This window comes from Streptomyces vastus (genome assembly GCF_039532825.1).
Lineage (GTDB): Bacteria > Actinomycetota > Actinomycetes > Streptomycetales > Streptomycetaceae > Streptomyces > Streptomyces vastus.
Genome location: NZ_BAAASJ010000120.1, coordinates 1 through 13,257, shown reverse-complemented (window position 1 = coordinate 13,257; position 13,257 = coordinate 1). Strand labels below are relative to the sequence as shown.

Sequence of the window (13,257 nt, the reverse complement as noted above, 5' to 3'; positions counted from 1 at the left end):
GGACGGGTGGGAGTACGGCCTGGGGAACGGTATGGGCATTCTGCCGCGCTTCGACGGAGACAAGAAGGAACCCGACGCGGGAGCGGACGGGGAGCAGATCCCTGTGGAGGCTGTGGCCCAACAGGCGGTCGAGCGGCTCGAATTGCCTGAGCCGGTAATTCGTACGAGCCCTGATGAGGACTTCGTCCAGGTGGTGCACGTGCCGACCTGGATGTGGGTGGAGGAAGGCAGTTGGGGGCCGGAGACAGCGAAGGCGCAGGTCCCTGGGGTGGAGGTGACGGCGACGGCCCGGCCGCGGAAGGCGGTGTGGTCGATGGGTGAGGGCGGCACGGTGGTGTGTGACGGGCCGGGGACGCCGTACTCGGACGCGTACAGCCCCAAGGCGTCGTCGCCGGACTGTGGTTACACCTATCGGCGGGCGTCGCTGTCCGCGCCGGGCAAGGCGTACACGGTGTCGGTGCAGGTGACCTGGGACGTCGAGTGGCAGGGGGCTGGGGAGAGCGGGGTGGTGCCGGGGCTGGTGATGAGTGCCGAGCGGCAGTTGGTGGTGGACGAGGTGCAGGCCGTCGTCACGCGCTGACGGCTCGGAGTGATTAAGCGGCCCGTACGGGGCGGGCCCGGGCAGTGGACGTTGGAATTCTCTTGATCGTGAGGTGAGTTGTGGGTACCTCCATGTCTTCTTCGGCCCTGAAGGGCGGCGGGTTCCAGGTGCCGGGCGCGCGTGGGTCGGGTCCGGAGCAGCGGCCGGCGGTGACGGGTGCCCGGCGGCGCAGGCTGGGCTGGGCGTGGGCCGGGCTGGGGGCGGTGGTGGTCTCGGCGGTCGGCTTCACGTTGGTCGCGCAGGCGGCGGGGGAGCGGGAGCAGGTTTTGGTGCTGGCCCGCGATGTGCCGGCCGGGCGGGTGCTGAAGCCGGGCGATCTGCGTGTGGTGGAGGTGGCGGCGGACGCGGGCGTGGTGCCGCTTGCGGATCGGGGCACGGTGCTGGGGCGGCAGGCGCGGGTGCCGTTGCTGGCCGGGTCGCTGCTGGCACCCGGACAGGTGGGCGCGAGGGCCGACTTCCCGCCGAAGGGGTTCTCGCAGGTGGCGCTCGCGGTGGAGCCGGGCGGTGCGCCACCGGATCTTGCTCGTGGGGAACGTGTCGCGGTCCTTCCCGGCCCGGACGGTGCCGGAGCCGGAGCGGTAAGCGATGAGGCGGAGGAGAAGGCGGTCTCGGCGGTGGCGGGGACGGTGACGGGGGTGCGAGCGGCGGAGTCGGCGGGCGGGCCGCGGGTGGTGACGGTGCTGGTGGAGACCGGGGCGGCGCGGCGCGCGGCGCAGCTGGAGCATCCGCGTGTGGTGGTGCTTCCCGCGCAGGGGCGGGAAGCGCCGTGAGGCGGCTGGTCGTTCTCGGGTCGGTCACGGGCGCGCCGGGGGTGACGACGACGGCGCTGGCAGTGGCTGCCGTGTGGCCGCCGGAGGCGGACGGCGGGGTGCGGCCGGTGATGGTGGAGGCGGACTCCTCCGGCGGTGACCTCATGATCCGCTTCGGTCTGCCGACGGCTCCCTCGCTGCTGGATGTCGCGGCGGCGGCCGGGAAGCCGTACCCGGGCTCCCTGCTCGGGGCGGCGAGCGAACTCCCTTGCGGGGTGCGGGCGGTGGTCGCGGTGCCGGGCCGCGGTCCGTGCCGTCAGGCCGTGCGGTTGTTGGCCGCCGAGGCCGGGCGGCGCGTGCTGCTGGGGGACGAGAACGATCGGGGCACGGTGCTGCTGGATGTGGGGCGCCTGACCGAGGACGTCGAGCCGCTGCTGGAGGCGGCCGGCCAGGTCGTGCTGGTGGCGCGGGGCGGAGCGGAGCCGCTGACCCATGTGTCCGCGTACGGACTGGACGTGGACGCGTATGCCGGGCGGCTGACGCTGGCCGTGGTCGGGCCGTGCCCGTACCCGGCCGAAGAGATCGAGAAGACGCTCGGCATCGAGCCGGTGCTCTTCCTTCCCTGGGACGCCAGGAGCGTGGCCGCGATGAACCGCCCCAAGCACGGCGGGCGGCGCACCGCCGGGTTTCGGCCGCCACCGCTGATGACCGCCGCACGGACCTTGGCCCGTCGGCTGGCCGGGCCGCAGGCGGGCGAGACCAGGACTCGGGACATGGACGGCAGTCGTGTGAGCGAGGACGACGGGACGCGGCTGATGGGGCAGGGCCGGACCGGTCTGGTTCCGGTACCGGGAGTCGAGGGAAGCGGATCATGAGCGAGCAGCTGATGGCGTCGGGTGCGGTGCCCGGCGGCGGTGAACGGGAGCTGGCGCAGCTGGTGCGTCAGCGGGTGGCGGCCCGGCTGACGGCGTACGCGGGCGAGCGGGAAGCGGCGGGGTTGCCGGCGGAGGATGAGATGGCGCGTCGTGCCACCGTGGGACGGCTGTTGGCGGAGGAGTTGGGTGCGCAACGGCGTCAGGCCCTGGCTCAGGGCCGGGCGGTGCTCGATGCCGTGGCCGAGGAGCGGATCGCCCAGGCGGTCAGGGACGCGCTGTTCGGCACCGGCAGTCTGGAGCGGCTGCTGGCCGACGGGTCGCTGGAGAACATCTGCGTCAACGGCTGCGATGTGGTGTGGGTCAAGGACGCGGCCGGGGCCTGGCGCCGGGAGAGTCCGGTGGCCGCCTCGGATGCGGAGCTGGTGGAACTGGTCCGCACGCTCGCGGCCCGCGCGGGCGATGAGGAGCGGCGCTTCGACCGGGGCATGCCCCGCCTGAACCTGCAACTGCCCGACGGGTCGCGGCTGTTCGCGGTGATGGCGGTGGCCGGGCGGGTGTCGCTGACCATCCGCCGTCATCGCTTCCCGGTCGCCTCGATGGGGGAGTTGGTGCGGCTGGGCGTGTGCGACGAGCAGCTCGCCGCGTTTTTGAGGGCGCTGGTGCGGGCGCGTAAGAACATCGTGATCGGCGGCGGCACTAATGTCGGCAAGACCACCGTGCTGCGGGCCTTCGCGCACGAGATCCCGCCCGAAGAGCGGCTGGTGACGATCGAGGACACCTTCGAACTCGGCCTGGACGCCGATGCTGTGGCGCATCCGAACGTGGTGGCGATGCAGGCCCGTGAGCCGAACATCGAGGGCCAGGGTGGCATCGACCAGGCGGAACTGGTGCGGTGGGGGCTGCGCATGTCCCCGGACCGGGTCATCGTCGGCGAGATCCGCGGGGCCGAGGTCATCCCGATGTGCAACGCCATGAGCCAGGGCAACGACGGTTCGCTGTCCACCATCCATGCCTCCACCTCGCGCGGGGTGTTCACCAAACTTGCCTCCTACGCCGCGCAGTCCCCGGAACGGCTCACGCTTCAGGCGACGAACCTGATGGTGGCCTCTGCGGTCCACTTCGTCGTGCACCTGGGCTGGGACGCGGCAGGGCGCCGGGTCGTCGACTCGGTGCGCGAGGTCATCGACGCGGACGGGGCGCAGATCGTCTCCAACGAGGTCTACCGGCCCGGCCCGGACGGGCGCGCCGTGCCCGCTACCCCGCTGCGCACCGAGACCCTCCATGACCTGGTGGCGGCGGGGCTGGACGCTCAGGGCGCCGCCCTCCAGCGGTGGGGGGCGGCGTCATGAGCGGCCTGTCCGGCTCCGGCACCCTGATGGGGGTCGCGGTGGTGTGCGGGATGGTGTGCGGCCTCGGCCTGGTGGCCATCGGTTACGGCGCTGTGGGGCGGGCGGTGTGCGAGGAGCGGCCCGGCCTGTGGCGTGCGCTGGCGGCGCGGCTGCCCGCGGACTGGACCCCGCGGCGTGTGGTGATCGCGGTGGTGGCCGGGGTGGTCGCGGGGGCGCTGACGACGTGGCCGGTGGCTGCGGTGCTGACCACCGTCGCCCTGCTCACCCTGCCCGGTCTGCTCGGCCCGGACCGGCAGGCGGCACGGCGTACGGAACGGATGGAGGCGCTGGCCACCTGGACGGAGATGCTGCGCGACACGCTGTCCGCGGCGGCCGGTCTGGAGCAGGCGGTGCTGGCCACTGCGGACATCGCTCCGGCCGCGCTCGAATCCGAGATGCGGGAGCTGGCCGCCGCGGTCCGGTCGGGGCGTCCTTTGCCGGCCGCGCTGCGGGCGTTCGCCGAGGAGGTCGATGACCCGTTGGCCGATGTGGTGGTGGCCGCGCTGGTGATGGCCGCCGAGCAGCAGGCCAGTCAAGTAGCGCCGCTGCTGGGTGAGTTGGCGGAGTCGGTGCGGGAGCAGGTGGCCATGCGTCAGCGCATCGACGCCGGCCGGGCGAGCGTGCGTACCGGGGTGCGGGTCACGGTGATCGTCACCCTGGGCATGGCGGTGGGGCTCGTGGTCCTCAACCGCCCCTATCTGGACCCCTTCAACACGCTGACCGGGCAGGCGGTTCTCGCCGTGGTGGGCGCCCTGTTCGCCGCCAGTTTCACCTACCTGTCCGCGCTCGGCCGCATGGAGGAGCCGGTCCGCCTCATCAGCCCGGCCGCTCCCCGAGCCGCTGCGGGTGCCGATCCGGGAGGTGCACAGTGATCGTCATGCTGCTCGGTGCGCTGTTCGGCGCCGGGGCGACCGCTCTCGTCTACGGGCTGCGTCCGCCCCGGCCCGCCCTGGCCGACGTCCTGACCGCCCTCAACACACCCGCACCGCCTGCCGAGTCACCTGCGCACGAGGCGGACGACGCGGAGTGGGCCACCCGGCTGGGCAAGCGCGCCGTACCGCTGGTGCGGGCGCTCGGCTTCCCCACCCTCGCGCTGCGCGCGGACCTGGCCGTGTGCGGCACAGATGAGGAGCAGCACCTGGCGGGCAAGGCGGTCTGCGCCACGACCGGACTCCTCGCCCCATGGGCCGCCGCGCTGCTGCTGCGCCTTGGGGCCGGTATCGCGGCGGGCTGGTGGGTGCCGCTGGCCGGCTCACTCGCCCTGGCCGTGGTGCTGTTCTTCGCCCCCGACCTGTCGGTACACCGGCAGGCCGCGCGGCGGCGCCGCGAGATGCGCCACTGCCTCAGCCTGGTCCTGGACCTGACGGTGATCGCGCTTGCGGGTGGCGCCGGAGTCCAGCAGGCCCTCGCCCAGGCCGTCGCCGCACCCCAGGGATGGGCGGCGGCGCGACTACGCCACGCCCTGCACGTCGCGCAGCTCACCCGGACCAGCCCCTGGCCCCACCTGGGCGATCTGGGACGCCAGCTGGCCGTGGGGGATCTCACCGAGCTCGCCTCGACGCTGAACCTCGCGGGCAGCGAGGGCGCCAAGATCCGCGGCTCGCTCGCGGCGAAAGCGCGGGCCATGCGACGACGGCGGATCTCGGAGGCCGACGGGGACGCGCAGGCGGCCACCGAGCAGATGTCGCTGCCCGTGGTCGGGCTGTTCGCCGCGTTCCTGCTGCTGATCGGCTATCCGGCGCTCGCCCACGTCATGTCGATCAGCTGACGCCCCGACCCAACCGAACGAGACCAAGACAACGGTACGAGACCAAGAAGAGAGAGCACCGTCATGTTCCAACTCGACACCCTGGCCCACCGGGTACGCGCACACCTGGCCGAGGTACGCCGGCACATCCGCGAGCACGGGGACGGGGGCTACACCACCGAGACCATCGTGGTCACCGCCCTGCTGGCGGTCCTGGCCCTGAGCGTGGTGGGCATCATCGCCGCCAAGGTGCTGGGCAAGGCCAACGGCATCGACCTGGGCGGCTAGTTCGTGACCGCGTTCCGTCGCCGGCTGCGCAGTGATCGTGGGGCGGCCAGCACTCAGCTGGTGCTCATCGTCCCGGCGCTGCTGCTGATCGCGCTGCTGGTGGTGCAGTTCGCGCTGGTCTGGCACGCGCGCCATATCGCCCAGTACGCCGCCCAGCGGGCCCTGGCCGCCGCCCGCGTCGAGGACGGCACCGCAGCGGACGGCCGGACGCAGGCCCGGCGCAGCCTTGCCGCGCTGGGCAGCCGGGTCCTGACCGCTCCGTCCGTGACCGCCGAGCGCACTGCCGCCCGGACCACCGTGCGGGTGGACGGGACGGTGATCCGCGTGCTGCCCGTCCCGGGGCTGGTGCTGCACGCCTCCGGCACTGCCTCCGGTCCCACCGAGCGGATCACTACTCCCGGCGGAGGCCAGCCGTGATCCGGCGGGTGCGCCGCGCGCGAGGCGATGGGGAGCGGGGTTCGGCCGCGGTGGAGATGGTGCTGGTCACGCCGCTGCTTGTCCTCGTCCTTCTGGTCGTGGTGGCATTCGGGCTGCTCGCCGATGCCCGCCTGGTCGTGGCGGACGCCGCCCACCAGGCCGCCCGCGCCGCCTCGCTGGCCCGCACCGAGAAAGATGCCCGTGCCCAGGCGCAGCAGGCGGCGAGCGCGGCACTGCGCGAGGCGACAGCGTCCTGCGCGCATCCGAGTGTCCGTCTCACTACCGGCGGTCTCACGCCGGGCGCCACCGTGACGGCACGGGTCTCCTGCACCGCCGACCTGGGCCATCTCACCGGCACCGGGATGCCCGGCCACCTGCCCCTGGCCGGCACCGCCTTCTCCGTCGTCGACACGTTCAGGAGCAGCCCGTGAAGCGACGCGTGCGAGCGCATCTGGCGCAGGTCCGTGCCCGGATGGCGGCCGGGGACGACCGGGGGCAGGTCACGGCCTTCGTCGTCGGCGTCTTCGCCGCGCTGTGGCTGTTCGCCGGGATCGTCGTCGACGGCGGGCTCGCCCTGGCCGGCAAGGCCCGGGCGCTGGACGTGGCGCAGGAAGCCGCCCGTATCGGCGCCCAGCAGCTGGATGTCGGCCGGCTGCGCCGCGGCGGCGACGTCCGGCTCGTACGCGACAAGGCCGCAGCGGCGGCCCGCGCGCATGTCGCCTCCACCGGGGACAGCGGCACCGCGTCGGTCAAGGGCGACGTTGTGACCGTCCGGGTCACCCACCACCAGCGCACCCAGATCCTGCAGCTGATCGGCCTGCGCACCCTCACCGTGCACGCCAGTGGCACCGCACACGCCCAACGCGCCACCCCGTAAGGACCGTTCACCACCATCTTCGGCCGAAGAGAGCGAACCGGCGATGAACCACCCTCCCCCGCTGCGCCAGCGGCTGACCGCGGCCGCCACGGCGGGCGGCACCCTGGCCCTCACGCTCGCCCTGCTGGCCGGGATGCCCTACGTCCTGTGGCGAGCTACCGGCCTGCCCTGGCCCGAACACGTCCCCTCTTTCAGCGAGTTCGGCCAGCGGCTGACGCAGCCGGTCAGCGACCCCCTGATGACCGACCTGCTGGCCATGGTGGGCTGGGTGTGCTGGGCCGCCTTCGCCACCACCGTGGTCCGCGAGACCTGCTGGTACACGACCCATCTTCCGCAGCTGCTGCGCGACCGCCACGCGCACGATGAGCACGTGGCCGCCCTGTCGATGAAGGGGTCGCTGGCCGCGCTGTGCATCGGCACCCTCGTGGTTGCCCTGATCGGCCTGTGGCGCCCGCAGACGGTCAGCGCCCAGCAGCCCTCCTCGCCGGGCGAAGTACGGACGCATATCACCGCGACAGCCCCACTCGTACCCGCCCTGGGCCAACCGCCCACCCCTCCTGCCGCAGCCGCGACAGCTCCGGCGCGGGCCATGACCGCCGGGCTCACTCCGGAGCGTCCCGGCCCGCCGGGCAAGGCCGAGGAAGTCGAGCACATCGAGTACACGGTCACCGAGGGCGACACCCTGTGGGACATCGCGCACACGCACATGGGCGACGCGCTGAAATGGCCGCGGATCTACGCGCTGAACAAGGACCGCGTCCAAAGCGACGGAGCCCGGCTCACCGACCCGGACCTGATCAGGCCCGGCTGGCACCTGACCATCCCCATCGCCCCGAGCGCCACCCCGCCGCCAACCCCTGCGCCTGCCCCGGTCCCGGATGCCACGCCTTCCCCGCCCTCTGCGCCGCCCGCCCAGCCAACTCCCGACCAGGGCACGGGCACCGGCCACGAGGCAGGCGGTGAGCACACCCCTGCGGGGCCTGACCGGCACGATGAGACCGCGGCCCGCAAGACGGACACGGAGCCGGGCCCGGCCGCCATCGGCCTGGGGGAAGCGAGCCTGATCGGCATCACCGCGGCGGCGGGCCTGCTGGCCGCACGCCGCTACTGGTACTGGCACCAGCACCGGCTACGCGAGCCCAATCACGAGGCGGAGGTGCCCGCCCTGAGCCCGCTGGTGGACAAAGCCGCGCAGGCCGCCCACGCAGCCACCCGGCCCCCTCGTCCCCCCGACCCGGATGCCCTGGTCACCCACCGCACCCCAGCCCAGAAACCCCGCAGCACGGGCACGGTCACCATCGGCGTCCGCGACAACGCCGAGGTCCTGCTCGACGAGCTGGCCCGGCCCGGAGGCTGCGCCTGGACCGGTCCCGGCTCCCAGGGCGCCGCCCGCGCCCTGCTGGTCGGCATCCTCACCGCCGCCGAACGCCGGCGCCCCGCACCCCCGCACGTCACGGCGATCGTGCCCGAACACGTGGCCGAGAGCCTGCTGCCCTCACTCCCCGCCCAGTTCACGGCCCTGACCCAGAGCGCCGACACCGCAGCAGCCATCCGAGCCGCCGAGCAGCACCTGATCGCCCACGCCCGCACCCAGGACGAGCAGGACACCGACCCCGCGGCAACCGGGCCGACGATCCCCGACAGCACGCCGGAGACCGGACCGGGCACCCTGCTCCTGCTCACCGTGCCGGACGCCGCCCACACCGGACAGCTGCAGGCACTGGCCGCCCGCAGCCACCCCGGCACACTGATCGTCCTCACCCTGGGCGCCCCGCTGCCCGGCGCCGCCTCCTGGCACATCACCGACGACGGCACCACCCACCCCGACACCCACGCTCAACACCCCAGCCCGCTCCGGCTGTTCCACCTCACGCCCGAGGCCGGACGCGACATGGCCGAAGTCCTCCTCACCGCCCACGGCCAGCGCCCCCGCCTGCGCATCCTCCCTGCCCCCAGCCGGCACCCGGACGATGAGCACCCCGACGACGAGCACACCGATGCCCCGGCCGCACCCACGGCGGATGACCCGCCCACCCGGCCCTACGCCCTCGAGGCATCGCGGCCGGCGCAGACCAAGCCGGTACGCCTCCACGTCCTGGGACCGATCACCCTGTACGCCCGCGGCCACCAGGACCCCGTCGGCACCAACCTGCGGAGCGAAGTCCACGAATTCCTCGCCCTGCTCGCCGCCCACCCCACCGGACTCCTCGCCTCCGACATCGCCGACAAACTCCACCTCGACCCAGGCAGCGACCAGAACGCGCTGAAAAACCTCCGCCGCGCCGTACGCCGCGCCCTACGGGCCGCGACCGGAATCACCGCCCAGGAATTCATCGTGCTGCAAGGAGAACTCCACAAACTCCATCCGGAACTCGTAGAAACCGACCTCGCGGACTTCAACAGCAACCTGCAAAAGGCATTCGCTGTCCCCGAGCGGGAAGAAATGCAGAACGACGCCCTGTCCGCCGTGCGCGACGCCCTGGCCCACTACCGCGGGCCCTTCGCCCAGGGCGGCGACTACCTATGGGCCGACGCGATCCGCGAACACCTCGCCATGAAGGCCACCGACGTCACCCTCCGCCTGGCCCGCCAGGCCGAACACGCCGACGCCACGTCACGCGAGCGAGACGCCGTCCTGACGCTGCTGGAACACCTGAGCACCCTTCACCCCGACCACGAACGCCTCGCCCAGCACACCATCCGCCTCTACCAAGCCACCGGACGCCACGACGCCGCCCGGCACACCTACACCCGCCTCAAGCGACACCTCACCGACCTCGGCCTCGAACCCGAACCGGCCACCCAGGCCCTCGTCACGCCCCGGACCCACTCCCGCCAGACGCGGTAAAGCCGCAGCAGACTGCCCCTGCGTTCCTCTCCGCTCGGCATGGCTGGCCCGGTGTGACTGATTCCCCATGCTGTTTGTCCACGGGCGGGCGTAAGGTTCCGCGAATGAAATCGTTGATCACTGCCGTCCGCGAGCATGACGAAGCTGCACGTTTCCTCGCTTGGCCGGGCGATTTCGACCTGGACCGAGGCGACCATGTCGAGGATGTCCACCTCGCCTCGGGCGTCGCGCTGGACGGGTTCGCCGGCGACGGCGCCGGGGGCACCTTCTTCTTCTGCGGCGAAGGTGCCGAGGAACGTCCTCTTCTGTATGCGGACTCTGAAGGAGGCTCGGCGCTCGTTGCGATTGGCCTGCCCGAACTCCTGCGGCTCCTGCTTGTCGCCCCATGGTGGCGCGACTGCCAAACGTTCACCGCGGAGGAAGGCCATCAGCTCGCGGCCGAGTACCTGGAGGACATGCCGGACCTTGTCGCCCGACGCGATCGTGCCGCCGCAGCCCTTGGCCTTGCCCTTGCTCCTGAAGGGGACGTCCTGGCCCGCCTGCGGGAGGTGGCGCTCGGAATCGGAAAGGACTTCGTACTCATATTGACGCCGGAGGGCGAGCCCTACGAACCTCTCTTCAAGGACTGAGGCTGCAACTCCGGCGCCGTTGAAGGCCACGGCAACAGAATCAAAACGTCACCCGCAGAGCGGCTGTCCTCTCTCGCCTGGGGGCTTCGGGAGCTGCGGTCGGGCCTGATCTCACTTGCCCTGCGCTGCCCCTGGTTCTGGTCATGGGGGCAGCGAGGCGCCACCGCGTCGCTGCTGCTCATCCCGCCGCTGGGACGCGAACGGTCAACCGCGGTGTCGGTCAGCAGCGCAGGCCAACGACGCCCCAGCTGCGGCGCTCTGCCTCCGTGACCACCTCTCCCCAGTCGGTGAGGAGGTCGGCAAACGATTCGAAGGTCGTGATCCATCCGCCTGGCTCCGCAGCGTGCCGGGTGAACGGCTCACGCACCACTTCCAGTTGGGGTGCCGCCTGCCGCCACCATCCGGCGATCAGTGGCACGTGGTCGGGCGGACACCACAGCAACAGATCCGCGTCCCAGGTGCACGGCCGCTCCGGGAGCCCGGAACCGACCCCGGTGGTGTCCTCCAGACGGTGCCAGAACAGCGCGTCGTTGAACCGGTCCAGCGCCTCGCGCACCTTCGGCTCGACGAAGTCGCGCATGTGGTCCCAGCGGTGGCCGGCCCAGAAGTGCGGCTTGTACGAGCCGAACGTGTTCCGCAGGGCATACCTGCCATACCAGTCCTCGCCCGGCTGCTCGGGCCACGACCAGCCGTGCTCGAAGAGGTCGTCGCTGTACGCCTCTCCGAAGGCGGCATCGATCAGCATCTCTTCCCGGTCGCCGGGCGCGGCCGCCTCCACTCGCGGCCAGTCCACGATCAGCACCTCTATCCCCACACCCACCACGCCAGCGTAGGGCAGGGAAACAAACGTTGATCACCGCAGCGCTCGTCGCCAACCGCGACGCTCGGAGGGGCCCACCTTCAACTCGGGCGCTCCGTCACACCCGCTGACGTTTGCCCCGTCGCATCCGGTGTCGTATCCGCCGTCGCTTCCGTGTGCGCGCTTGGATACGACGCCCCTGCCTGGTACGTCGGTGCAGGCCAGGGGACCTGCCAGCCACCGGCGGGCGAGGGCGACTGTATATCGGTGCAGCAACGCATCCCGATCTACTGACAGCCGGCGCCCGGCTCCGCGCATCCCGCGCTGCTGCTCGCGCCCTGCCCCGCTCCGCTCATTCCGTGTGACTCTTCCATTTCATCAACTCTGCTTCCAGGCAGCCCTGTACAGCCCTGGCCAGGAGCAGGCTCAAGTCCCCATACGTGCGCAGCACTGCGGCGCCCAGGCGTAGCCGAGGGTGCCGCCGTGCCGGGTGCCGCCGTGCCGGGTGCCGCCGTGCCGGGTGCCGCCCATTCGCGCGTGTACTCGAATCGACGGGGCGCCGGCGTGTGTGGGCGCCTGGGAATCGGTCGTGCGGGCCGTCGTCCACGACGCCTTGCGTCGTGCCTGCGGGAATTCCCCTGAATTCGCGTCGTGAATTCACGAGAATTCCAGCATTATCGAGCCGGAATGCGGCTTCAGGTGGGGTGCGGGTCGAGCTATATTTAAATTGTTCCCGGAAAGGCCGGGAATGGAAAACCCGCCAATGGGGTCCGCCCGAAAACGGATGACGGGTGGAGTGCGCCCAAAAAAGGGTGGCCGCCTCTGAATTCGGAATGCGGCAACGCCTCGGTTAATCAGTGAAAGGGCCTGAGTGATGACCAATACCGCCACACCCTCGTCCCCGCCTCCCGGCCCCGCGCCGCAGCCGACCGCCCCCACCACGCCGAACTCCCCGGCACCGCCTGTGAGTTCACCGCCCAGCGCGGGCGGGAAGGCGCGCCCGGGGGAACTGCGCGCGAGGATCGCGCAGGTCCTGGCGGCGCACGCGGGCGCGCAGTTCACTGTCACGGAGCTGGCGAGGAAGCTCGGGCACTCGGGCGGGGCGGTCGGCAACGCGTGCGAGACGCTGGTGTGCCGGGGCGAGGCAGAACTGGTCGGCTCCAAACCCCGGATGTACCGGGCGACTTCGACCACGGCCACCGCCGCGCAGCGCGCCGTACCGGGCCAGCCCGCGCAGGGCGGCCCGCCCCGGGTGCCGCGACCGGCCGCCCCGCAGGCGCCTGCGGCCGGGCCCTCAGGCGGGCGGCCGGGGCCGATCACCCGCCCGAACGGGCAGCAGTACCACCCCAGAGCACTGGCGCAGCTGCCGGATGTGGAGGCGCTGCGGCGGCTGCGCGAGGCGGGTGTGGCGGTGTTGCTGTACGGGCCGCCGGGCACCGGGAAGACCTCGCTGATCGAGGCGGCCTTCCCGGACCTGATCACGGTCGCCGGAGACGGGGACACCACGGTCGGCGACCTGATCGGCGAGTACACCCAGGACGCGAACGGCGGTTATGAGTTCGTCTACGGCCCGCTCGTGACCGCCATGACCGAAGGCCGCGCCCTGCTCCTGGACGACGCCACCCTGATCTCCCCGAAGGTGCTGGCCGCCCTGTACCCGGCCATGGACGGGCGCAGGCAGATCCAGGTCAAGGCACACAAAGGCGAAACGATCACCGCAGCCGACGGCTTCTACGTGATCGCCGGACACAACCCCGGCGTCCACGGGGCGGTCCTCACCGAGGCCCTCGCCTCCCGGTTCTCGGTACAGATCCAGGTCGGCTCGGACTACGACCTGGCCTCCGCCTTGAAGATCAACCGGACGGCAGTACGCATCGCCCGGAACCTCGCCACCCTCCAGCAGGCAGGCGACATCGGGTGGGCCCCGCAGCTACGCGAGCTGATCGCCTTCCAGAAGATCGCCGATGTGCTCGGCACCGAGGCAGCCTTCGCCAACCTGGTCGGCATCGCCCCGCTGGAAGACCGCGACACGGTCGCCG

General features: G+C 72.0%; 14 protein-coding genes. 13 read left to right on the top strand and 1 reads right to left on the bottom strand.

The features are described 5' to 3' along the window. Positions 1–31 precede the first annotated feature (31 nt). The 12 genes from ABD357_RS39815 to ABD357_RS39760 all read left to right on the top strand — a co-directional run bounded on the left by ABD357_RS39815 (position 32) and on the right by ABD357_RS39760 (position 10,419). Positions 32–580, top strand: a complete 549-nt coding sequence (locus tag ABD357_RS39815; protein WP_344396297.1) for a hypothetical protein — start codon at positions 32–34, stop codon at positions 578–580. A gap of 92 nt (positions 581–672) precedes the next feature. Further along, a complete protein-coding gene (locus tag ABD357_RS39810) occupies positions 673–1,371 on the top strand; it encodes an SAF domain-containing protein (RefSeq protein ID WP_344396296.1) in 699 nt (232 codons plus the stop codon). Next, positions 1,368–2,225, top strand: a complete 858-nt coding sequence (locus ABD357_RS39805; protein ID WP_344396295.1) for a MinD/ParA family ATP-binding protein — start codon at positions 1,368–1,370, stop codon at positions 2,223–2,225. The genes ABD357_RS39810 and ABD357_RS39805 overlap by 4 nt, the downstream gene beginning before the upstream one ends. Next, the gene (locus tag ABD357_RS39800) at positions 2,222–3,574 is read left to right on the top strand and encodes a TadA family conjugal transfer-associated ATPase (protein WP_344396293.1); all 1,353 of its coding nucleotides are present in this window, start codon (positions 2,222–2,224) and stop codon (positions 3,572–3,574) included. Before ABD357_RS39805 ends, ABD357_RS39800 begins: the two co-directional genes overlap by 4 nt. Then, positions 3,571–4,485 carry a type II secretion system F family protein gene (locus ABD357_RS39795; protein ID WP_344396292.1) on the top strand — a complete coding sequence of 305 codons (915 nt, stop codon included), beginning with the start codon at positions 3,571–3,573 and terminating at the stop codon, positions 4,483–4,485. The genes ABD357_RS39800 and ABD357_RS39795 overlap by 4 nt, the downstream gene beginning before the upstream one ends. After that, complete coding sequence (locus ABD357_RS39790; protein ID WP_344396290.1) at positions 4,482–5,381, top strand: type II secretion system F family protein; 900 nt, start codon at positions 4,482–4,484, stop codon at positions 5,379–5,381. The genes ABD357_RS39795 and ABD357_RS39790 overlap by 4 nt, the downstream gene beginning before the upstream one ends. Before the next feature lie 63 nt (positions 5,382–5,444). Then, positions 5,445–5,648, top strand: coding sequence for a hypothetical protein (locus ABD357_RS39785; RefSeq protein WP_344396288.1), 204 nt, complete (start codon positions 5,445–5,447; stop codon positions 5,646–5,648). Between the two features lie 3 nt (positions 5,649–5,651). Continuing rightward, a complete protein-coding gene (locus ABD357_RS39780) occupies positions 5,652–6,065 on the top strand; it encodes a TadE/TadG family type IV pilus assembly protein (RefSeq protein ID WP_344396287.1) in 414 nt (137 codons plus the stop codon). A 50-nt stretch (positions 6,066–6,115) separates the two neighbouring features. Continuing rightward, entirely contained in the window at positions 6,116–6,496 is a 381-nt protein-coding gene (locus tag ABD357_RS39775) for a TadE/TadG family type IV pilus assembly protein (protein ID WP_344396469.1), read from the top strand. Beyond that, complete coding sequence (locus ABD357_RS39770) at positions 6,493–6,942, top strand: pilus assembly protein TadG-related protein (protein ID WP_344396285.1); 450 nt, start codon at positions 6,493–6,495, stop codon at positions 6,940–6,942. The genes ABD357_RS39775 and ABD357_RS39770 overlap by 4 nt, the downstream gene beginning before the upstream one ends. A 43-nt stretch (positions 6,943–6,985) precedes the next feature. After that, a complete protein-coding gene (locus tag ABD357_RS39765; protein ID WP_344396284.1) occupies positions 6,986–9,790 on the top strand; it encodes an AfsR/SARP family transcriptional regulator in 2,805 nt (934 codons plus the stop codon). 104 nt (positions 9,791–9,894) lie between these two features. Next, positions 9,895–10,419: a hypothetical protein gene (locus ABD357_RS39760; RefSeq protein WP_344396468.1), complete on the top strand. Its 525-nt coding sequence runs from the start codon at positions 9,895–9,897 to the stop codon at positions 10,417–10,419. Between the two features lie 220 nt (positions 10,420–10,639). Here ABD357_RS39760 and ABD357_RS39755 read toward each other — a convergent pair whose 3' ends face one another. After that, a complete protein-coding gene (locus ABD357_RS39755; protein WP_344396283.1) occupies positions 10,640–11,239 on the bottom strand; it encodes a hypothetical protein in 600 nt (199 codons plus the stop codon). A 1,000-nt stretch (positions 11,240–12,239) separates the two neighbouring features. Here ABD357_RS39755 and ABD357_RS39750 point away from each other — a divergent pair. Continuing rightward, on the top strand, positions 12,240–13,257 hold a 1,018-nt coding region (locus ABD357_RS39750), incomplete at its 3' end, for an AAA family ATPase (RefSeq protein WP_344396467.1).